The sequence below is a fragment of the Frigoriflavimonas asaccharolytica genome (assembly GCF_013294015.1).
GTDB lineage: Bacteria > Bacteroidota > Bacteroidia > Flavobacteriales > Weeksellaceae > Frigoriflavimonas > Frigoriflavimonas asaccharolytica.
This window is the reverse complement of the sequence record NZ_JABSNO010000029.1, coordinates 15,142-37,484: the sequence shown is the minus strand read 5'-3', so window position 1 is coordinate 37,484 and position 22,343 is coordinate 15,142. Positions and strand designations below refer to the sequence as shown.

Genomic DNA, 22,343 nt, shown 5'->3' with positions numbered 1-22,343 from the left:
CTTTTTGCTTCCATTTTTTTCGATGTAAACTCATGACACAAATTTAAGGTTATTACTAATTTATGTGTCCAGGAATTAATCACGCTATTACCATATTTCCAAGATAAATGTATCAAAAAACGCTAAAATTTCTTCATTAGATGAATGGGTAGGAGTGTATATTAATTCTGATAATCAAAAATTAAATACTTATTCAGAAATTAAAAGCAGAATTGGTTGGTATGAAGTTAAAATAACTCCAAATGAGATTACATATACCAATGATGATAGGATGGATAGTGAATTTCCTTCAGAATCTCCTGGAGGATATCCTATTAATTATAAATGTGATTATTGGATAAAAGGGGAAACCATTGAACTATATGAAAAAAATGAAGATAAATCTGAACTCCCTTTAAAAATTAATGGGAATAAGCAAAAACTCGTATTAACTTTATTAAAAAAAAATAATCAATTTTATGGCATTTCTCCAGATATATCTAATTCTGAAAAATTGGTTAATTCTGCACGAAGTAAAAATAAATCACCCTATCTATTTTATCGTTTCGATTTAAATTAAGAACAAAAAATATGGAAAACATTTCACAAACTCTGAAATCATTGCTACTAAAAAATAGTTACAAAACTATAGATAAAAAAGATTTTTTAGAAAAATTGAAAACATATTTTGGAATAGAAAATTTAGATAAAGAAATTATCATTCTTTTTAATCAAAAAGGTTATGAAATTAATATTGAACAACAATATATGAACACGTATCCTTTTGAACAAGAATATATTAAAAAGTATGTTTTGCAAGAAGGCGTAAAAAATGAATATAACAATAAATTCATTTATTATAATAAAATAATTTTTAACGATAATATTTCAGCAATAACATCTTTAATAGGGAATAAAGAAAGTGTAGAAGACATTTATTTTTATTTTGATTATGAAAAAAACACAATGCTTAATAAATTTGCATTATCAAACATTAATTATGATAATTTTGTGTATGTCGTCAAAAGAATTTGGACTTTTCGTTAGATAGTGTTTTCAATTTTTAAAGATAGTATAAAAAGTTATTTCCGTAAAATTTTTTTGAGCTTTTATGGCTCAAAAATTTTCTAGAATAACTTTTTTCATACTGCTAACATTTTTTGTTGATAATAATTTCGTTTTCTTTTTTGCATTGTTTTTTGTTTAATTATTTCACGTTGTTTCAAAATTTCATCGGCTCTACCATAATAAACATCGGCTGGAGTGAGGTTTTTCAAAGATTCGTGGTAACGCTCATTATTGTAGCGACTTACAAATTCTTCCAAAGATTTTTCCAATTCTTCTGGACTATAATAAAAGTGAAGTTTTACTACATTTTTCATTGTTCTATGGTATCGTTCAATTTTCCCTTGTGTTTGCGGATGAGCTGGTCTGCCGTGAACCTGCTTCATTTCGTACTGGTCGTTCAAGTAGGTTTTTATTTCCGAGGCAACATAACAAGATCCATTATCCGAAAGTAACTTCGGAGCCTGCCCTTTTTTCAATCCAGCCTTTGTTACAGCAGCATCTACGGTTCTTTTTACATCATTTACTTTCATGTTTTTACAAAGTTCCCAGTGAACAATGTAACGGCTAAAATCGTCTAAAACTGTGCTCAAATAGTACCATCCCCAACCAATAATTTTGAAATAAGTAAAATCAGTCTGCCACATTTCATGTACAAAATTGGTTTTATCCTTAAATTCATTTGCTGCTGAAAGAAGAATATGAGAAGGCGCGGTAATTAAGCACCGTTTTTTTAAAATTCTATAAACACTTGATTCTGAAATAAAAACACCTTGCTCATCGGTAATTTTGTGCGCCAATTCTCTACTGGAAAGTTCAGAATGTTCCAAAGCTACTTCTACTACAAGGTTTTTTTCTTCTTCAGGAATACTGTTCCATTGTCTGCGCGTAGAATTGGGGGAAGAAAAAAAACCGGCTTCTCCTTTTTCTAAAAACAGATGGTACCAATTGTAAAAGGTGCTTTTTGCAAGACCAAGTTCTTTTAAAGTTCGATTCACACCAATCTCGCTTTGGGTAACGATTTGGATGATTTCTAATTTCTCATGTGCGGATAATCTCATGTATTTTTGGTATTGATGAGTTAATCCATAATGTCTAAACTTTTTTTTATAATATCGTACCGAATGACCAGATCAGCAACGGTTTCTTTTAGTTTTCTATTCTCTTCCCGAAGCTGGTTTACTTCATCGGAAGTGGCTTCACGAACTACATCACCGGAAAGTCGTTTTTTACCAGCTTCCAAAAATTCTTTGTTCCATTTGTAAAATGTGGATTCTTGGATGGCGTGTTTTCGGCATAATTCTGCTACGGAAGTTTCTGCTCTCAATGCTTCCATAACAATGAGAATCTTCTGTTCTGCTGTAAATATACGTCTGGTTTTTCTGCGGATATCTTTGATGTAGGTTTCCGGCGTAGGTTTTCTTGGGGTTTTCATAATATTCAAATTTAAAATTAATTTTTTATTACAAAAACACTATCTTAGTTTAAGTTAAAAGCAGTCCACTTTTTGCTGACGATTTACAAACAATTCTGTAATTTTAGAAAAAGTAGAGTTTAAAATAGAAACTTATGTAGAAAATGTTGATTTATGCGATTCAAAGCTGTTCTTGGGGAAAGTTTCAAGTGATGGGTAAATATTATAATTATTTGTATTCCACACCGAATGAAATGGAAGAAGCTATGAATATGTGTGAAGTTCAACATTTTGCTTATTTTAAAACTTATTTGAAGGATGTGACTGGAGGTACGATGATAAAAGCAATGAAAGAAAAAAATTGGAACAAAATAGCAGAACTATATAATGGTCTAGATTATGCAAAAAACAATTATCACACAAAAATGAAAAATGAATATGATAAATTATAAATATTGTTTTCTTATTATAGTTATTACATTAGGAGGTTGTGAAAAAACAAGCAGCGCTTCTTATCATGTTAATCAAAAACTGGAAAAAAAGGTCATTTCAAATCCGAGTGATTCCGTAATCGTAAATATTACTAATAATTATAATTTAGAAATTTTGAATGGTTCAAAATATCATCAAAATTTCGATTTTTTTCAACCAATAAAAAACGATTTAATTAAAGAAAAATACTACACGCAAATTATTTATGATAGAAATAATATCATAATAAATACAGAAATTGGTGAAAATGCTAATATTTACGAAGATTACTATTTATCTAAATCGATTCCTATAAAGATTGATAAAATTGTTCGGACAACTATCAATAAGAATAGTTCTGAAGTCGAAAAATTAATGTGTTCAGAAATTGTAAATGAGATATTATCGTCATCAACCAAATATCGCCCTTTAAATAATAAACTTAAAAAATGCGTAAAGACTTTACAAAAATAAAAATAAAAATTAATAACAAAGATTATGAAGATGGAGGAATTGGTCCAAATACAATTAAGGCATTAAATAACGTTTCAGATCAAGATAAATTACTTAATAGAATTGCGGAAATTTGAAAAAAATATTATACTGACTTGGCGTATGATGATAATGGGAAACCAACTAAAAATTTGAAATTTTTAAAAGGTTGGCATAACAGAGTAGATGAATGTTTAAATTATACTTTGTAAAATTAAATTATGGATAAAACAATATTAACAACTTTCTTAATCGTGTTTTCTTTGTTCTCATGTAAACAAAGCAATGACACGCCAAAACCAGAAATTAACAATAACCTCATTGTAAATAGTAAGCAAGAACTTAATCTCGATGATTTTATCGGAGAATGGACTCTCGCAAATACTTCTAATTCCGTTAACGATCACACGTTTTCAATAAATTTTTCAAAAAATAAAAAACAATTCTTAGAAGGATATTATTGTGCTGTTGCAAAACATGGAAATAAAATAGATTGTGCAACCGATAAGGAAATAAATATCAAAGAAATAAAAAAAGATAATGATGGAATTATTATTTCTTTCATGAGTTTTTTTGGTGCTGAAAATGGAGAAGCAAAATTAACTTTATCAGAAGGTAAACTACATTGGCAAGTTACCAAAAAACCAATTGGCGAATTTTATTGTCCTTTAGACGCTTTTCTTGTTAAGAAAAAAGAAGAAGTAATTTTATCATCACAAAACAATTCCAAAATAGTAAATCTTACCTCGGAAAATTATAAAGGAAAAGATATCACAATGCAACTGTATAAAGAAATCATCGAATCGTACGGTTGTGGCGATAATTCTGTAAAAGGAATGTCACTAGGTAATTACAATAGTGTTGAAATTTTTATTTTAGAAAATGATTGTGGAGATTTTCCATTTAAAGATATTGTTTCGGTAAAAAATGGTAAAATTATTGACAAATTAGAAATTGAATCTGATTCATGGGACATTGAAAAAGATGAAAAAAATATAAGAGATGAGACGATACTCATTTTTAATATTGATAATCTTTCAAACATAAATATTACTAAAAGTCATTTAATAGATAGCAAAATTGATAAGGTTGAGAAATTCAAATATTTAATCAGTACAAATGGTGAGTTTATAAAAAAATAAGTATTTTTATCTATAATTTATATGACTCAACACACTAGAAAACCAAGCGCTTTTTTTTTAAGTTTTATAATTTTATTACTATTTTCTTGTGATAAAATATCTTCGCAAAAACAAAAAGATCAGAAGGAAATAAAAATTGAAGGAAAAAAAAATATTGAAAAAAAAGATGCAAAAAATTGGAAATTTTTTAAAGTTTTTTCGTTGTCACCTGAAAGTAATTATATTTGCGAGAATGAAAAATATAAGAATTTTTCATTTAATCTAATTGGGGATTCTGTTTATGTAGATAGTAAATATACAGATGATGTATATATAACTGAATTAACGCCAAAATCTTATTTTGAAAAAAAATATTTATTAGAAACATATAAAAAAAGATTAAATGAAGAACTAAATTTAAGCTTTCCTTTTAAAATTAAAACAATAAGAAATAAAAAGGCTTATGACAAATCATCAAAATTAGACGAATATTTTCAAGATGCTTTTTTTATCCATAATTATTTATTTATTGAGGATAATGGCTGTATTTATACTTACATTAAAAATGGAGAAAATTCCGACTTGACAAATTCTTTAGTAAAAAAAGCAAATGGAATAATTTATAAAAAGAAAATTAATATAAATACTGTTAAATATGAAACGCAAAAAACGATAAACTTAATCGGGGCAGCTGAATTTAGTTGTGGGGATGAAAATTTGCGGTATGTCTCTTTACCTAAAAAAGGAAAAATTGGATTAATTTTAATTCCGCAAGATTGTGGAGACTTTTTATACAATTACTATTTGTTTACAATTTTAGACAACAAAATTATCTCAAACCTTTATGTTGAAGGTGAGTGGTTTGAACCAGAAAATGAAAAAACAACAATAGAAGCAACTTCCTTTACGATAGATTCCAATTTTATTATTTCTGTAAAAACTAATAATAAAGAAAAAAAATATATCATCAATAAGTTCGGAAAAATAATAGATCTTTGAACCTGACTCTTCCAAAAAAGACAGTGCTATATTTCCTGGACTACCAATAGACCACCAAAATCTGATAAAAAGGGTAAAATAACGCATACATATTTTATAGATGTCAAAGGAAATGCAACGCAAAAAATAAAAGTAGGTGATTCTGTAAAAATGCGGATAAAAACTACCAATAGGATTGGTGAATATTTTCAATACATCGTTTGGGAAAAAAATACCATCGATGTGCTTGACGATAGAATTTTCACCAATCCAAAAATGAAAATTATTGATGACATAAGTGATACACCAGCATTAAAAATCACCCAGGAGAAATATAATAAAGGAATAGATGCAAATTGGAATTATAGTGCTGATTCTGACAAATGTAGGCTCCCCCAAAAACAGTACAATTTAGAAGTATAAAAATACTAACTTTAAATTGTAATTCTTCTATCAAAATCAATGAAATATAATTTAAGATATATGTTTAAAAAAAGACTGAAATAATTAAATTTCAGTCTTTTTTATTTTATAATATTTCTAATGGCGTGATTAGTGGTGCAAAGTAATTGCTTAACCAATAATAGGTTTCTCCATTTTGATCTATTTGTATCTTAGGATTGTTTTTGTTTTCCAACAAACGATCTCCCAACAATCTATATTGTTTGAAATATGCTTTCACAGCTTCTGAAGAAACTACTTTAGATTTCTTCCATCCAACAATTTTATATTTAGATAGTATTTCTTCTGCAGAATTATCAAAACCTGTAGTTAAAGCTACTGTATATGCCATTGATTTGGTATTTAAATCTCCAGATTTTAAATTTTCTGTAGTTAAATTATACTTTTTCAATACTTTTAGATAAGAATTTACCGCACTTCTTTGAGAAAAGTTTGGACTGAAGGATTGCGTTTCCTCATAAATCTCATTGTACATATTTCTAAGTCTATTATAATCTTCTTCGGAAACTAAAACACCTTTTTGAACGATAGGATAGTAATTTTTGAAATCTTCAGAATAAGTTCCTTTCACAAAAAACGGATTGTTATATTTCACAAATTGTGCAGATGTTTCTGCAGCCAAAGTAGGTGGAGCATCAGAATATTCGGATTTGAAATCTCCCTTCACTATCGTTTTTGTATTTGCAATCGGAGATTGAAAATATTTTGTGAGAGATTTTTCTAAAACTATATTTTGCGCACTCGCTTGGGAAAGTAGCGTGTCCAAACTTTTAGAAAGAAAGGAATTTGAATTAAATTCACCTTTTTTAGGATAGATTACGAAACCTTGCCACATACTTTTCTTTGGATAATCTAAAGAATACAATCCATCGTCTTGTTGCATCAAATTGTAATCGTTTTTATTAGAAATCATCATTTGATCAGCAATCCTTTCTTTTTCTAGTTCTGCTATATTTTTACCAGAGTTGGTAATCATATCTTCCGATTGGATTACAAAATTGTTAGAATTTTCAGACATACCTGAGTAGGTTTGGTAAGAAATAATTCTAGCTCTAGAGGCAGATAGCGTAGTTATAGCATTATTCATGCTGTATTGAGAATTGGAATTTCCACCAATAAGAATTACTACATTTGTTTCATCTTTGTGTGCTTTCAAAACCTGACCAGCCATTTCCATACCTTCCTGCATTGGTTGGTTGCTGGTATTGCTGCCACATTTCATCAATACCATTTGTTTATCTATAAACTGGGATATCTTTTCTGGATCTTTTGTAAATTCGGATGCCGCAACATTGTCACCGCAAGAATTGTTTTTATACAATACAACACCAAAATTTATTTTTTGAAAGTAGGGTATTGTTTTTAATTTTAAAGATAAATCTTGCAAAGTAGATTTCGCAACCGCAATATTCTGGTCGTTTTCATTTCCTGCATCAACAGTTAATACAATATTTAAATTTTTATTTTTATTAATAATTTCTTTGTATCTCGTATAGTATAATGGTTGTCCCAGTATATTATAAATGAAATTATTACTATAATCCAAAGCGTTGCTGTAAAATTTTCCTTTATCTGCGCTCTTTGGGTTCAATGGTTCTGTACTGATGATGTTTTCCAAAGGAGTTCTATTTACAGCATCAGATACTGGAAATTTGCTTTTAGGTGCATTTTCATGGCTATCTTTGGTGATGTATAATTGATTATCTTCTGCAGTTTTGTAATCTGGAGATACACGTATTGCAGATTGATCTCCCCAAAGTGTAACCATATTAGAGTTTACCCAACCGTATATATTCCCTTCTATGCTATCAATTTTTACAGAAGGTGTTTTTCCTACCAAATATCTTTTGTTGTCTTCGGCTTTTTTATAAATATAAACCAATTGTCCTACTGGAATTTTTGCTTTTGCTTGGCTGGTAAGATCTGGTGATGTATAAAATACAACGGAATCATTTTTCACATATTTTTCTCCATGCTTCAATACTTCAGCATTATTTGGCGTTAAGGTAGCTTTAATATTAAAACCATTGGCGCTGTTTTTTACAGAATTCGTCCAAAGCAGAAGTTGATCTTCTGGTATCCAACCATAAGTTTTTACCGATTTTGAAGGAATTTTTTGCAATAGTGCAGCTGGATTATATTCTGCAACTTTCACCAATCCTTTCATAGAAGAATGCTTTACCACAAGTAGTGGCTCTAGAAATTTCATTTGTTTTGGAGATTTTTCATCACCTTTTTTCATAAAAACAACATTGTTGTCCCTATCAGAAATCACAACCCAAGGTTCACTCTCCAAAGGGAAACCATCTTTTATTTTTGTTTGTTCAATGCTTCCATAGTCAGCAGAATCTGGTGTTGTATTAGAAGGTATTTTAACTTTGCAGCCTGTGATAATGGAACCTATTATAAGAAAATAGATTGCTGGTGTTATTTTATTTTTCATAATGGAAATTCGTTTTTATTCTTTACTTTGTTTTACTTCTACCTTGGTTACACAGTTTTGTCCGGTATCTACAGTAGTTGTCACTTCTTGAATGATGTTGTTTTTATCAAATTGAAGACCTGTGCAATAGTAATAAAAAGATACATTTTTGTCATTTGCGGCTACAGAAATATTATTTTTATTGCATAGATAAGTTCTTAGCAAATAGTAATAATGAAAATTAAAATCTTTACCATTAGCTATTTGCTGGAGGTGGTATCTAAAATCATCATTTATTTTATTGATGATGTCTTCTTTTGTTGGCTCTACAGCTGCAATTTCTTGCAATTCTTCTGCAGGATAAGAAGGTAATATTTTTATTTGATGAATGATTGGTTCTTCATCTATATCTGTATACAAGGTTACTACATAACTTCCAGGTTTTGTAAATGCATATGTTGATACTTTATCTTTTGCATCAATATTTCCAGATTCGCCAAAACTCCAAGAGTAGATTTTTGCATCGCTAGAAACAGCGCGAAACAAAACATTTTCTAACTGCATAGCTTGCGATGGCGCATCAATAGTAGTAGACACTGCTTGAAGACTATCGGATGAAGCTACAGCTGCTGAAACTAGTATAGGAAACGTTTTTGTGTATTTATTATCTACAATTAAAGATATTTGATAGTATCCAGGTTTATTAAATATATGAGCACCTTTGTTGTCGGTAGTTTCATATCCATCCGCAAAAATCCATTTTCTTTCTTTTCCAAAGGTAGTATTGTCTTCAAATTTTACAGCTTCGCCTACAGTTATAGAGTTAGGATATACAGTAGCTACCATATCGTCTGATGTGTAAGCTTTGTCTTGCAGCAGCCAAATGAGGAGACCTGCGAGAATGATAACACCAGCAGATATTAGCAAAATGTTCTTTCTATTTTTTTGAATATAGTTCATAGTTTTTTAGTTTTTTTTTATTCTGCTTTCTAGTACTAGTTTCCCTGCATATTCATCATCTGTGATTTTTCTTTCACATTGGATAAGCAGTTTGCATGTTTAATTTTAAAAAGATCAATGTTTTCTTGGGTTGTTTGTAGGTTTTTTTTGTCTATTTGGTACATTTTATAAAAATTGGCTATTCTTGGATATCCCTTAGATCTAGGATCTTTCACAGTTGTAATTTTAAAAGCATTTTCAATATCACTGATTCCAACGCTGATATTATTGTCTTCCATCACCCCAAATTTTTGGGGATCTAGTTTATCTATTTGCGTGAAAGTGGTATCCAATCTTTTTTGCATAGATTTTTGTGCTTCGTCAAATTTTGCTTTTTCTTCTAATACCAGAACGGTATAAAGGTCTGATCCGGAAAATGGCGATTTATATTTTCTGAGCGTAATGGCAGAAATGACCAATATGGTAATCATCAATAATCCTAAAAGATACAAAAAGTAGTGTCTCTTTTCTTTTTTAGATAATGCTATATTTATTTGCATTTTATTTATTTTTAAAAAGTTTTCCTTTCTCGATATTCTTTCTCTGAATATTAGTATTTACGGTACCGTTCTTTTGGATACACTCATTTAAAAGTCTCGAAATATTGTTTTTTTCTATCTTCTTTTTTAGAAGTTCATTTTTATAGTTAATCATAGGTTCCATATTCTTAAATAGGATGGAAATATGTTTAAGATTTGTGGCACTATCTTCGGCAATTAGTTCTTTCCCAACTTGTATATCATCTATGATAGAATTGCGTAAAAATACATCATTCTGCATTTGATCGCTACTCATTTGCGTCATTTTCTCATAAATTTCGTCTAGTTTAATATTAAGAAGTTCACTTCTACCCAACATATTTCTATACGCTTCATAATCTTCTCGTATTTCTCTATTCTGCATGTCTGCACTTTTAAAAAATAAAAAAACTGTACAGAATGTAGTTCCACACAGTATTAAAAATGACAAAATGAAATTCCTCGTCCCTTTTTGTACATCCGTTTTATTTAATCTTTTTTGTCCGTATGATTTCATCATTTTTTTAAATACTTGAGTTATAGTATCCTTTTTCTACACAAAACCTCACCAAATCTAGTTTACTTTTCAGTCCTAGTTTTTCTGTAAGCCTAATGATATAGGTATCAATAGTTCTCGCACTCAGGTTTATTCTATCACCAATTTCTTTGTTGCTATATCCTTCATAAGACAGCTTTATTATTTGAATTTCTGTTACAGAAAGTTCTTGCTGCTCTCTTTTTTGGCGCGCCATATAATCTTGCACAGATTGCGACTGCGATGCCCATTCTTTTTTATATTCTTCATAATCCGAGGTTTCGGAAAGGATGCTATTACTCAAAATATCTTTGATGATGATGCTGCTCTTTTGGCAATAGAAAACATTGGGCATAGTATCCAGCAAAATTGCCATATCTTCTTGATAAGTAGAAGAGTATGCTAAAATTGGGACAGTTGTATTGGTTTGTCTTATAAATTTTATAGCTTCAATACCACTTAAAATAGGCATGAATAAATTTAATATAAACATATCTTCCTGTTTTCTATACAATCTATTGATCAGCTCATTTCCATTATTACAATCGTTTACAATTGAATAAAAAGGATTTTCTTCGAGCATTTTTATCAGAAATTGCTTAAAGTAATAATCACTTTCTGCAATGGAAAACCGAACTAAATTAGAAATATTATTAACCATTTAATAACTTTTGATATTATTTAGAAAAAAAAATTCATGATACCGAAAAAGAATTTCATTTTATCATTAATCTAAAACGCTCCATCCTTTTTTAGGGTCTGAGGTAGATTTTATTTGCTGCTCATTTACAATCACATTTTCTTTTCTTTGCCCTATATAATCTAGTTCACTCAATTTTCCTAATACTTGTTCTAAGCTTTTCAACATGATTTGTATATTGCGAAAAATCTCGCCACTGTCGTGATGCTTGTAATCTATTTCTGCAGCTGCAGACAATTGATTTAAAAGAGTATGAGGCGCAACTTCACTCCATTCCAAACTATAATTGAGCATTTCCTCCAATTCTGAAGGTATCATCATTTGCGTATCGTTATATAAATGAAGAGCTAATTTAGAAAAAACATTCATCAAAAATATTGGTGGCTGAAAGTAGACCATGTTTTTGAATTGAAAATAATTTTCGCCAATATGATGTACAATAGATTTGCAAACCATTTTCACATTAGTAGCTAATTCTGTATTTTGGTTTTTGTGTGCTACTTTTTGTAAAATTTTAAAAGCGTATAGTCTTAAATTGCTTGTAGATTGTGAATATTGGTTGTAATATTCTACTAATTTTGGATGGCTTTCTATAGAAGTGCAAGGTGGAACAAAATATTCGTCTATTTGTGCGATGCCAGATTTAATGGCAACTTTCCCCAGTATAATATAATTTCCGCCAGAATTTCCGCCAGATAATAAAGAAGTTTCTACAAGCTCTATTTTGGAATTAGATTTTGTAAAAGGATGTCTTGGTGGAATTTCTTCTGGGTCTATTTCGCCAAATGAAACCTTATCAAAAGGATTTACGGATGCCAGAATATAATAATCTCCATTGCTTTCGTTACTATCGGAATCTAATTCCTTTGCAAGCGTGCGGATGTTTACTTTATAATCATTTATTTCTATTCTATGGCCTGCAAGTGTAACGGCAGATAGTTTTTTGATGATTAACTGAGCGTCATTTGTTGCTGTAGATTGTATTTCAAATATTCTTTTATCACCAAAATTATCTGAGTAAGGTAGCAATCCGTAATTAAAAATATTAATACCCACAGAATTTGCATCTCTTACAGCATCTATAATGAAATTCTCTTGCTGTACAAGATGCTCTCTTGAAATTTTCATTCCATCTATCCAATTAACGGCGTAATGTTTTATTGGCTCTATCATAGTGTTTTATTTATTAAATGCGTGACCTTCTTCTTTGTTGTGTATTACTCTTTTGCAGATTACGTATTCGTTTTCTGTCAATTTATTACTAATAATATCTTGTTCAAAATCGATATATTTTCTCATGCTGAAAAAAGATTTTTTCACATAGAATATCCAGTAATAAGCTTTGCCAGTCTCATCAAATAATTCAATTTTGGAATTGGAATTTTTGAAATTGTAATCATCTACTACGCGGAAAAACCATTCTCCAAAAGTAATTTCTGTAGGCAATGTTTTGGCTTTTATATTAAATCGTTGCTGATCGTCTACAATCTTGCTCAATTCTACATTAAGAACCATCAATTGATCAAAATCTACCCCTTTAAAATTGTAGGCTTTTTGTTCTGGATCAAATTGCCAAGTTTTGTAGATATCAAACGGAATGCTGATAAATTGAATATAGGTATAATAAAAAACCAACGGTACAATGAAAATAAGTAAGCTTGTTGCTGCCATATATTCATTCCCCAAACCTTTACCAACGAAATTGAAGACAAATGAAAAAAGATAACCACCAACTAAAAGACAAGTGATACTGAGTACAAAATCAAATAGAATGGCTTTCCACATGATATCAAAATGTTTTCTGAAATAATGATGCAAAAGATTTACGTGCAAAATTCCCAATCCCAAACATATAAACATGCTGAAAAGATACCAATATGGACTAAAGAGATTTCCTGAAACGCCTAAAACGCCAAGCAGCATAAATGCTAATGAATTTAGCAAAACATAGATGATGATGGTTTTTATCTTTATATCTGGTTTACCTTTGCGTATTGCCGTCATTATGTAAATCATAATAAATGCGAAAATTGGCATCAATAAATATCGAAGGAAAATTCCTTTAATAGAACCTAAGTCCATTGTTTTTATTTTTTGTTAAATATAATTAAATTATATGAATGTGGAGTAGTTAAGTCGGCTTGTATTTTCAGTTTTATTTAGTTGAAAAGAATGATTATTTTTTTCTGTAATAAATTCTTCAAAAATTTTCACAGAAATTGGGAATAGATAATCGTAAATTTTCAGAAGTAATTTTCGGAAAGCATGACCGGGAATAAATTTATAAATATCTGCGTAAGGAACTGGGCCAATATTTATTTTCCAATTCCTTTCTCCATCCATGTGTTTGCCATTTGGTATTAAAGTAATTCCTAATTTTGCATTTCCCAATACGGTAGAATTATCTATATCATCATAAGAATCTATGGTATTTGGCTCAAAAGTGATGGAAACTGGTAAATCTAAAAAAGCACCAATGAAATCTTCTATCATTTTCACATTCCCTTTTATTTCATGTAAAAAAGGTAAGATGTAAATTAGAATTTTAGCATTTTTTTCATCAACTTCATTGATGAGCGGCCAAATTTCTGCTAAAGTGTCTATTAAAATATTAGAAGGATCTGCGATAGAATATTCCGACTCTTTCAAAAGTGTGGTAACTTCTGTATTAAAGACTTCTAGCTCAAAAGGTTGAAAGAAATTACGTGCATTATTTTCTACCTCTTTTTGATGTTTTATTTCGTTGACTACATTTTCAACTCCTCTATTGAAATTTCCCAATGTTGGTGGGTGAAACAAACCTTCTGGTAGATAATCGTAGAGACTTTCTCTATAACTTTCCATGATGATGGTTTCTTCGTCTAGACCAAAATTGCTGTGGTACATTTTTCTTAAATCCTTCAAATAAGGACGATCATTCAACCCTATTCTTTTGATGAATATACTGGTATCTGCGTTATAATATTTTAGCAAATTGGCAGCAATTGCTTCCACCTTAAAATCTGTTCCAAGTGTATTATAATCTAATTTTGATAAATGAGTAGTATTTTTCTGCATGAATCTTTTATTCTAAGCTTCTAGAAGACTTGCATCTTCAATAATATTTAAACGATATACAATTCCATCAATGGCTTTAAGTTTTATATTGTTTTTGATAATAATTGCCATATTATTCCAATACTTGCTACCTAGAAAAGAGTAATCTTGAATGACGATTTCTATATCCACGGTGCGAATAAATCCTTCGCGCGGTTTATCGCTAATCATTGTTCCTCTGCTCACATCAATGCTTTTCAGAGAATCTTTCAATGTCATTTTACAATAGTTTTTCACATCTTCTACAGAAATTATTTTGTCTTTCGTAGTAAGCGCATATTTATAGGCTAGTATTGTATCAGATTGTTTTTGTTCTTCGGCTCCACCAGTAGATTCTGTAAGCAAACTTATTTTTTGCGATTTTTTTTGAGAATTTAATTCTGTTCCAGGTCGGATGCTATTTCCTAATTCACAATGCGAAACCCAGAAAGAAGCATAAGTATGCGCAGAACTTTCTAGCGGTTCTATAATTACATAGTTAACATCTTCCCGCAATTCTTTATTAGCGATTTCCACTTTTTTCATGAGGCCTTTCATCTTTTCAGAAATTTCTCCAAAAACATCTTTTACTTTATCTCTATTAATTATAGAAAATGCAGCGACCTCATCTCGTAATAATTCCATCACATGCGCCATCAAATCGGTAGCATTACGATTTGTAAATCTTTCCATTCCACCTTTTCTCAAGGTGTACAAGTCGTTTTGCATCTCTCCAGATGGTGTAAAAGGAATTTCGGCATATTTTTTTCCTGTGCCTGCAATCACTTCATCTACATATAAGAAAAATTCTTCTTCTGCAGTTTCCAAAGGGATATTGTTTCCCATAATATCCAGTGCATATTCCGTTTTTTTCCAGTTGCGATTGTATATTGGAAATGCATTTAAAACAAAAAGAAAATTCTCTAAAATTTCTGCGGTAAATTGAGGTGGAAATTCAAATTTCAGCCAAAGAATTTTCTTTTCTCTATACTGTTCCCAAGCAGAATTTCCATCTTCCAAATCAGCAGGCAAACCTTTTTCTATTTTTTTATACATAGAAGGAGATATGCCATTAATTTCTATAAATTTGTCTTTATAAGTACTTTTAATGTCATTTTTAATCTTATGTTTTATAGATTGTTCTTCGAACATTTTTTCAAATCCCTCCGTTTTTATATCTTCAATGTAGGTAAGTCCAGAGCTTACTTTTAATGGGATATCGTTATGAGATACTTTTACATAAGGCAAAAGTCTGTATACAAAATCTAAATTTTCATAAGTAGGATTAGAACAAAAAAGGGAAATCTTAGTAGGGAATTTTTCGGAAGTATATTCGCTGATGTCTATACCAAGCTTAATAGTTCTGTAATTTTCAACATTTGGATTTAAACGGATAATGGGGATTTTATTAAGCTGTTCATCCACATTGTATACCGTATTTCCCACAATCATAATTGAGGTTTGGGCTTTTATTAATTCTACACTATCTACAGGTGTGAAAGAAATTTCTAACTGCTTATCAGATTGATTTTTTTTGAGAGAATTAAGTTGTTTTTTCAGGAAAAATTCCGAATGTTCCATCATAATTTCCAAATCTTCCTCCTCTGGAAAAGAATATGCAACTGCGTGGGCAGGATTTGGGTGTGCATACTTTGTAGGTGTTAATAAACGCGATAATTTTTCTAAAATTCTACCATTAATAGATTGTATCTCATTATTAGCTTTGAAAATTTCCGTGCTGAAAGCATCAAAAAGTAATTTTACAAAAGGATCCAAAGATTGAATGTTTTTTAAACCCCATAATTTGGTTGCACTCTGCAACATTCTAGCTTTTATTGCTTCCTTTGAATATGTTTGCTGATTTAAATTCATAATCTTTGAAAATTTCAATATTTATTGATGACTTGACGCAGTATTTTGCTCAAATTCACAAAAAATAAAATTACAAATTATAATTTAAACTAAATGTTAATTTTTAAAAATCAAATGAATTGAATAGTAGTATGTTGAGTTGAAAAGAATTTTTGAAAGAACTTTTTTGCGTTTAGAATAGCTCAACATAAAATTTATTTTCAATTTTGTAGTAGAACTACTACAAAGAATCTGCGAAAGAGTTTCTACCTTTGAAATATCAAATGTGATAAACAATTTAACTAACAAACAAAAAATTTAAATTATGGCAGCTAACAATTCAAGAGGTGTTTTGAAATTCAACGGAGGATCAGAACAAAAAGTGTTAAAAGTAAATTACAGCGTATCAAGATCTACAGACGTTTCTGGTCGTGTAGCATCAGATCCAAGTAATGCTTTAATTAAAATCACGATCGAAGCAACAGAAGATGCTCACGTATTAGAAAGTCTATTGAACGGAAAATACAAACCAACAACGGGTGAAATTACTTTCAATAAATCTCACGAAGAAGGAACTTTGATTACTTTAAAATGGAACAACGGTTACGTAATCCAGCACGAAGTAGCATTTGATGCGATTGACCAAGACAATATGTTGATTTCTTTCGTGGTAAGCGCAGAGCAAATTGACTATGGCACATCAGCTTATGAAGGAATTTGGCCAGGAAAATAAGGATTAAAATTCTTATTAATTCAAGGTTAATTTAATCTAAAAAATTCCCAACGGACTTGAGATTTACAAGTTTCGTTGGGAATTTTTTTATTTTATAATTGAATCAACAGATAATCTAATTCAAATTTATAAATGAAATTTCAAAGTCTTCAAATTTGATATATAATTTTTTTTACGCCAGAATTTTCCAACTTTGAATTTCTATTTTATTTCAGATTTTTTAGAGCGGCCAAAATTGCTTGTGGTTCTGCACGAACGGTATAATCTGCATCTAAAAATGCATATTGAATGACTCCGTTTGTATCTATCACGTAAGTTGCTGCCAATGGCAATTCATTGCTCGTATCTCCATTAAATTTATTCAAATCAAAACCGGCATTGTACGATGCTGCAACCTCTTCAGTTAAAGAATATACCACGCCAAATTCTTTTCCAATCGTATTATGTACATCACTTAAGACATCAAATTCCAATTGGTTTTTTTCTGAAGTGCTTAGAGAATTATCTGGTAATTCTGGTGTTAAAGCGATCAAAGTGGCATTTTGTGATTTAATTTCCGGAATTATTTCTTGCAGTGCATGCAAAGTAATATTGCAATACGGACACCAACCACCGCGATACCAAGTTAAAACTACCGGACCATTTTTCAGCTCGTCGTATAAACCAACTGATTGATCCAGCGCATTTTTTAAACTAAAATTTGGTGCTTTATCGCCTACATTTAATGCTTTTTGTTAAAAAAAATGAGTTTAGAAACACTTTTTCGGGAATTAAAATAAAGAAATTGATGGATTTTATTCAAAATCTAAAGGTTATTTTAGCTATTTTAATTTAAAAACGTAAATATTACGCAATTAAATATTTTTATATTTCCCTCTAATAATAAGTGTTTGAGAAGATTAATCTTAATTATGTGTGAAAATAATTGAATTTTTGTTGAATAAAACTTTGTTATGTTGAATATAATAGTATATTTGGATTAATCAAACGTTAAATGTACGTTTATTAAAAACAAACTAAAGAATCATGCTAATTACAACCTAATTATGAAAAGTGAAATACTAACCCAAATTAATTTTGCAGCATCTAAATTCAAAAAAGTAGTACTGAAATATTCTTTAATTTTTTTAGTAATTTTTAGTGCAAACTCAATTGAAGCACAAGAAAAAATGAGTGATTCGCTTACGGATGATTATCAAGCATTTACTTTTGGTCTTCATTTGAAAAACATGCATACATGGCATGGCTTTGTCGTAACTCCCGCTCCAATGTTGGCTACCAATTTAGAGTATAGCACCCGTGATAAAAAATTTACGGTAGGAGTTTGGGGAGGTGCAGGTTTTGCCGGAACAGATGTTACGAACAAAAGCGGACAACAAGTAAGTGCACCTTACAAAGAATTTTCATTGTACACCTTGTATCGTTTCTCTGATAAATTTTTTGTAGAAGCGGTTTCTCATAACAATTACACTGGGGTAGAAGAACGAGGTGATGTTTTGCACTATTGGAGTTACGATAAAAGACAAGGTTATAATTTTGTAGATTTAAACTTTGGTTACCAAGTTTCAAAAAATACCTCTTTGTATTTAGCCACAATTTTAGGAGGTGGATCAGGAGATTACCAAGTTCAATCAGATGGATCTTTAAAGGATTCTTACACCCATTATTTAGAAGTTAAGAGTAAAGTTTGGGAAAAAGGAAATAGCAATCTTTCACTTTTTGTTGGTGGCGCCTATTCTTTTGTTACGGATAAAACTTTTTACACAGAAGGTAAAGGAAATATTATTAATGTTGGAGCTGCACTTTCAAAAAAAGTAAAATTGGGAAACTATGTTTTACCGGTGGAAGTGACTGCAATGTGGAATCCTGAAAAACAAAAAACTGTTCTACAAGTAGATTTAGCAATATTTTAAACTCATTTTAAAAATTCAATTAATCATTAATCATTAAAACCATACAAAATGAAAACACAATTAAAAAAAATGTTGATGCCATTACTAATGTTGGCAATTATTGCAACTACAATTGGTTGTATAGAAAAAAACAACAAAGTACAAGGAGATGTTAATGCTTCTACAAACACTTCTACAAAATTTGCAAGTGCCAAAGATTTGACAGGTTTGAAAATTGGATATTGCACACCATCTTTGGATGCGCCTTATTATCAAGCACTTTTTACAAGCATTAAGGAAACTACAGAAGCAAACGGAATGGTTTTTTTGTCTGCAGATGGACAAGGAGACATCAGTAAACAAATTGCTGCTTGCGAAGATTTAATTACAAAAGGTGTTGATGCTTTACTATTAAACCCAAAAGATCCAGACGCCTTAGTGGAAGTTACAAAACTAGCAAACAAAGCGGGGATTCCAGTTTTTATCATCGATAGTTCTATCAATCCAGAAGCTGATTTCGTCACCACCATTCAATCCAATAATTTGGCAAATGGAGAATTAGCAGGAGAATGGGCAGCTAAAAAATTCGGATCCAAAAAAATGACCATCGCTTTATTGAGCGGAAATGCAGGAAACCCAGTTGGAAAAACACGTAAACAAGGACTATTGCAAGGAATTACCGAAGAACAATTAAGAACTTTAGGTTATATCAATCTAAATGTAGTTACCCAAGCTTACACAGATTGGACGTATGCAGGTGGACAAAAAGCAATGGAAGATGTTTTGGTCGCACATCCAGATGTGAATCTTGTGATTACAGAATCTGATGTTTGTGTTTTGGGAGCGATTAAAGCGATTGAAAAAGCCGGAAAAACAAACGACATTTTAATTGTTGCTGGTGCAGATGGACAAAAAGAAGCCATCAAATATATAATGGATACTAATTGGTATGGTTGCACCGCAATGAATAGCCCAGTGCAAATCGGTATAAATTCTGTGGAAGCTGCTGTACAATATATCAATGGCAAAAGAGATTTTCCAAAAAAATCTTATACCGCACCTTTATTAATTACCAAAGAAAACGCTGCAAAATATTACAATCCAAAAGCACTGTTTTAATAAAACCAAAGTACTATGGAAAATTTAAAAAGTGAATACCGAGTTGAAATGAGTGCCATTAGCAAAAGCTTTGGAGTTGTTTCTGTTCTTGAAGGCGTAAATCTGAAAGTAAAACATGGCGAAATTCATGCATTGCTTGGAGAAAACGGAGCAGGAAAATCTACCTTAATAAAAATTCTGAGCGGAGTTCACCAAAAAGATAGCGGTAAGATTTTGCTAAATGGTGAAGAAATTAACCCAAAAAATACACACGAAGGTCAAGTATTAGGAATTAGTGTGGTCTATCAAGAATTATCATTAGTGAATGATTTATCCGTTGCTGAAAATATTTATTTGCACAAATTAGGAGCGAGTAAATTCTGGATGAACTGGAAACAGATTACAAAAGACGCTCAAGAATTAATAGATTCTTTAGGTTTTGTAATTGATGCTTCTGCTAAAGTTAGAAATTTAAGCATCGTTCAAAAACAAGTGGTAGAAATTGCAAAAGCGTTGGCTGAAGATACCAAAGTATTGATTTTAGACGAACCTACAACCGTTTTTGATCCGCATGACATCAAAAAATTATTTGCAAACCTTCTTCGATTGAAAAGTGAAGGAATGTCGATCATCTACATTTCACATCATTTGGATGAAATATTTAAAATAGCAGATACCGTTACCGTTCTAAAAGATGGAGTTGCTACCAAAGATATTAGTAAAGATAATTTGATCAAATTAATGATAGGACGAGAACTGCAAGATTTATATCCAAGCAGAACTAATAAAATTGAAGACGCGCCTATTTTTGAAGTAAAAGATTTAAACGGAAGTGATGGTTTTATAACAAATGTTTCTTTTTCAGTTCGTCCAGGTGAAGTTGTTGGAATTGCAGGTTTAGGAGGTAGCGGAAGAACCGAAACCGGAAAACTCATTTTTGGTTGCGATAAAAAGAAATCTGGAACCTTATACCTCAATGGCAAAGTAATAAAAACCGATACACCTTTCGACGCAGTAAGACATCAAATAGGATTTGTATCTGAAGATAGAAAAGAAGAAGGCGTGTTTTTGCCACTTTCAATAAGACGAAATATAAGCATCACCAGTTTTAAATCAATTTCCAGCAAACTTGGATTTATCAATAACAAGAAAGAATATGATAATGTAATTGGTTTAATTGGAAAACTGAACATTAAAACCCCAAGTCTGGATGTTGTAGTCAATAATTTATCTGGTGGAAATCAACAAAAAGTGGCATTGGCAAAATGGTTAAGTATTGATAGTAAGCTTATTATTATTGATGAACCAACACGAGGTGTAGATGTAGGAGCCAAAATTGAGATTTACAACCTCATTAACGAAGTGGCAAAAAAAGGAGTTGGTGTTGTGGTAATATCTTCAGATATGCCAGAAATAATGGGAATTGCAGACCGAATTCTGGTCATGTACAAAGGAACCATATTTGGCGAATTGCCAAAAGAAAAATTCTCTGAAGAAAATATTCTAAGATATTCTATAGGAGAAGAACTTAAAGCATAATCACTTATAATCTTAAAAACAAATAAAATGAACACAACTATATTTAAAAAAGGCACCACTCTTGGCGATATTCTACAATTTATTATTAAACATAATACCATTTTTATATTTCTACTTTTAGTAATTTTTTCGGCGCTTATTTCCGACGTATTTTTCACTGAAACCAATCTTTCTAATTTATTGAAACAAGTTTCTGGTATCGGTATCGTAAGTATTGCAATGCTATTGGTCATTTTAACGGGAGGTATAGATTTGTCTGTAGGTTCCATTGTCGCATTATTGGCAGTTACTTTTGCCATTTTAATCAACGTCGTTATATTACCGGTGGCAATAGTTCTCATTCTTGCTATAGGATTTGGTTTAGGAAGTGTTTCCGGATATTTAGTCGCCTATCAAAAAATGGCACCATTTATTGCCACCTTAGCTTTGATGACCATTGCAAGAGGTTTAGGATTTATTTATTCAAAAGGTTCGCCAGTAACTTTTGATTCTGATGGAGGAGTTTTCATGTCAGATTTTGCAAATAATTCAACACTATTGGTGCCAAATATTGCCATTGTATTTTTCATCATCGTTGCTTTAGCTGCAGTAATGTTGAGGTATAACGTTTTTGGAAGATTAATAATCGCAATGGGAAGTAACGAAGAAGCATCACGTTTGTCTGGAATTAGAGTAAACAAATATAAATTTTTAGTTTACGCAATTTCTGGTTCTTTGGCAGCTCTTGCCGCAATTATCACAGCATCAAGAACTAATTTGGGTTCGCCAAACATGGGTGTTTCTTGGGAATTAGATGCCATTGCAGCAGTTGTAATTGGTGGAGCAAGTTTGAACGGAGGGAAAGGAACTGCCATCAATACTTTAATGGGAGTTCTAATCTTGGGATTAATTGGAAATATTTTGAACTTATTAAATGTTCCATCTTATCCGCAACAGGTTGTAAAAGGAGTAATCATCATTTTAGCCGTATTATTTCAAAAATTTGAAAATAAAAAATAA

Annotated in this window: 23 protein-coding genes and 1 pseudogene; 13 read left to right on the top strand and 11 right to left on the bottom strand. The window is 30.7% G+C overall.

Annotated elements, in window-relative coordinates:
• The first annotated feature begins 154 nt into the window (after positions 1 to 154).
• Positions 155 to 559 (top strand): hypothetical protein, encoded by a 405-nt coding sequence (locus HNQ03_RS14385; RefSeq protein WP_173780396.1) that lies wholly within the window; start codon positions 155 to 157, stop codon positions 557 to 559.
• A gap of 11 nt (positions 560 to 570) precedes the next feature.
• Positions 571 to 1,026 carry a hypothetical protein gene (locus HNQ03_RS14380; protein WP_173780395.1) on the top strand — a complete coding sequence of 152 codons (456 nt, stop codon included), beginning with the start codon at positions 571 to 573 and terminating at the stop codon, positions 1,024 to 1,026.
• A 95-nt stretch (positions 1,027 to 1,121) separates the two neighbouring features.
• Here HNQ03_RS14380 and HNQ03_RS14375 read toward each other — a convergent pair.
• Positions 1,122 to 2,479, bottom strand: a protein-coding gene (locus HNQ03_RS14375; RefSeq protein WP_382405026.1) for an IS3 family transposase whose coding sequence is annotated in 2 segments (ribosomal slippage) — positions 1,122 to 2,164 and positions 2,164 to 2,479 — 1,359 coding nt in all. Because the reading frame shifts where the segments join, the coding sequence is not laid out codon by codon here.
• A gap of 143 nt (positions 2,480 to 2,622) precedes the next feature.
• On the opposite strand from HNQ03_RS14375, the gene HNQ03_RS14370 reads away from it, so the two are divergent.
• The 6 genes from HNQ03_RS14370 to HNQ03_RS14345 all read left to right on the top strand — a co-directional run bounded on the left by HNQ03_RS14370 (position 2,623) and on the right by HNQ03_RS14345 (position 5,943).
• Positions 2,623 to 2,910 carry an N-acetylmuramidase domain-containing protein gene (locus HNQ03_RS14370; protein WP_173780394.1) on the top strand — a complete coding sequence of 96 codons (288 nt, stop codon included), beginning with the start codon at positions 2,623 to 2,625 and terminating at the stop codon, positions 2,908 to 2,910.
• On the top strand, positions 2,897 to 3,403 hold the full coding sequence (locus HNQ03_RS14365) for a hypothetical protein (protein WP_173780393.1): 507 nt from the start codon (positions 2,897 to 2,899) through the stop codon (positions 3,401 to 3,403). Before HNQ03_RS14370 ends, HNQ03_RS14365 begins: the two co-directional genes overlap by 14 nt.
• A complete protein-coding gene (locus HNQ03_RS14360) occupies positions 3,379 to 3,519 on the top strand; it encodes a hypothetical protein (protein ID WP_173780392.1) in 141 nt (46 codons plus the stop codon). Before HNQ03_RS14365 ends, HNQ03_RS14360 begins: the two co-directional genes overlap by 25 nt.
• A gap of 123 nt (positions 3,520 to 3,642) precedes the next feature.
• Entirely contained in the window at positions 3,643 to 4,563 is a 921-nt protein-coding gene (locus HNQ03_RS14355) for a hypothetical protein (RefSeq protein WP_173780391.1), read from the top strand.
• A 21-nt stretch (positions 4,564 to 4,584) separates the two neighbouring features.
• A complete protein-coding gene (locus HNQ03_RS14350; protein ID WP_173780390.1) occupies positions 4,585 to 5,541 on the top strand; it encodes a hypothetical protein in 957 nt (318 codons plus the stop codon).
• Between the two features lie 150 nt (positions 5,542 to 5,691).
• Positions 5,692 to 5,943, top strand: coding sequence for a hypothetical protein (locus HNQ03_RS14345; RefSeq protein ID WP_173780389.1), 252 nt, complete (start codon positions 5,692 to 5,694; stop codon positions 5,941 to 5,943).
• Between the two features lie 106 nt (positions 5,944 to 6,049).
• Here the strand turns inward: HNQ03_RS14345 and tssR are convergent, their stop codons facing one another.
• The 9 genes from tssR to HNQ03_RS14300 all read right to left on the bottom strand — a co-directional run bounded on the left by tssR (position 6,050) and on the right by HNQ03_RS14300 (position 16,103).
• Positions 6,050 to 8,425, bottom strand: coding sequence for a type VI secretion system protein TssR (gene tssR / locus HNQ03_RS14340; RefSeq protein WP_173780388.1), 2,376 nt, complete (start codon positions 8,423 to 8,425; stop codon positions 6,050 to 6,052).
• A gap of 15 nt (positions 8,426 to 8,440) precedes the next feature.
• Entirely contained in the window at positions 8,441 to 9,364 is a 924-nt protein-coding gene (locus HNQ03_RS14335) for a PKD domain-containing protein (protein WP_173780387.1), read from the bottom strand.
• Positions 9,365 to 9,399: 35 nt separating this feature from the next.
• Positions 9,400 to 9,903, bottom strand: coding sequence for a type VI secretion system TssO (gene tssO / locus HNQ03_RS14330; protein WP_173780386.1), 504 nt, complete (start codon positions 9,901 to 9,903; stop codon positions 9,400 to 9,402).
• 1 nt (position 9,904) lies between these two features.
• On the bottom strand, positions 9,905 to 10,441 hold the full coding sequence (gene tssO / locus HNQ03_RS14325; protein WP_173780385.1) for a type VI secretion system TssO: 537 nt from the start codon (positions 10,439 to 10,441) through the stop codon (positions 9,905 to 9,907).
• A 4-nt stretch (positions 10,442 to 10,445) separates the two neighbouring features.
• Positions 10,446 to 11,117, bottom strand: a complete 672-nt coding sequence (locus HNQ03_RS14320; RefSeq protein ID WP_173780384.1) for a response regulator transcription factor — start codon at positions 11,115 to 11,117, stop codon at positions 10,446 to 10,448.
• 66 nt (positions 11,118 to 11,183) lie between these two features.
• Positions 11,184 to 12,329: a hypothetical protein gene (locus HNQ03_RS14315; RefSeq protein ID WP_173780383.1), complete on the bottom strand. Its 1,146-nt coding sequence runs from the start codon at positions 12,327 to 12,329 to the stop codon at positions 11,184 to 11,186.
• A 6-nt stretch (positions 12,330 to 12,335) separates the two neighbouring features.
• Positions 12,336 to 13,238: a TssN family type VI secretion system protein gene (locus HNQ03_RS14310; protein WP_173780382.1), complete on the bottom strand. Its 903-nt coding sequence runs from the start codon at positions 13,236 to 13,238 to the stop codon at positions 12,336 to 12,338.
• Between the two features lie 30 nt (positions 13,239 to 13,268).
• Positions 13,269 to 14,213 carry a hypothetical protein gene (locus HNQ03_RS14305; RefSeq protein WP_173780381.1) on the bottom strand — a complete coding sequence of 315 codons (945 nt, stop codon included), beginning with the start codon at positions 14,211 to 14,213 and terminating at the stop codon, positions 13,269 to 13,271.
• Positions 14,214 to 14,225: 12 nt separating this feature from the next.
• A complete protein-coding gene (locus tag HNQ03_RS14300) occupies positions 14,226 to 16,103 on the bottom strand; it encodes a type VI secretion system baseplate subunit TssF (protein ID WP_173780380.1) in 1,878 nt (625 codons plus the stop codon).
• 304 nt (positions 16,104 to 16,407) lie between these two features.
• Here HNQ03_RS14300 and tssD point away from each other — a divergent pair, with 304 nt between their 5' ends.
• Positions 16,408 to 16,815, top strand: a complete 408-nt coding sequence (gene tssD, locus HNQ03_RS14295; protein ID WP_173780379.1) for a type VI secretion system tube protein TssD — start codon at positions 16,408 to 16,410, stop codon at positions 16,813 to 16,815.
• Between the two features lie 206 nt (positions 16,816 to 17,021).
• Here tssD and HNQ03_RS14290 read toward each other — a convergent pair.
• Positions 17,022 to 17,522, bottom strand: a pseudogene (locus HNQ03_RS14290) (peroxiredoxin-like family protein); the annotation flags it as partial.
• A gap of 339 nt (positions 17,523 to 17,861) precedes the next feature.
• Here HNQ03_RS14290 and HNQ03_RS14285 point away from each other — a divergent pair.
• Genes HNQ03_RS14285 through HNQ03_RS14270 form a run of 4 tightly spaced genes read left to right on the top strand, consistent with a single transcriptional unit; the run spans position 17,862 to position 22,343 of the window.
• Positions 17,862 to 18,728, top strand: a complete 867-nt coding sequence (locus HNQ03_RS14285) for a hypothetical protein (RefSeq protein ID WP_173780378.1) — start codon at positions 17,862 to 17,864, stop codon at positions 18,726 to 18,728.
• Positions 18,729 to 18,776: 48 nt separating this feature from the next.
• Complete coding sequence (locus HNQ03_RS14280) at positions 18,777 to 19,826, top strand: substrate-binding domain-containing protein (protein WP_173780377.1); 1,050 nt, start codon at positions 18,777 to 18,779, stop codon at positions 19,824 to 19,826.
• A gap of 15 nt (positions 19,827 to 19,841) precedes the next feature.
• On the top strand, positions 19,842 to 21,344 hold the full coding sequence (locus tag HNQ03_RS14275) for a sugar ABC transporter ATP-binding protein (RefSeq protein ID WP_173780376.1): 1,503 nt from the start codon (positions 19,842 to 19,844) through the stop codon (positions 21,342 to 21,344).
• A gap of 27 nt (positions 21,345 to 21,371) precedes the next feature.
• Positions 21,372 to 22,343: an ABC transporter permease gene (locus HNQ03_RS14270; RefSeq protein ID WP_173780375.1), complete on the top strand. Its 972-nt coding sequence runs from the start codon at positions 21,372 to 21,374 to the stop codon at positions 22,341 to 22,343.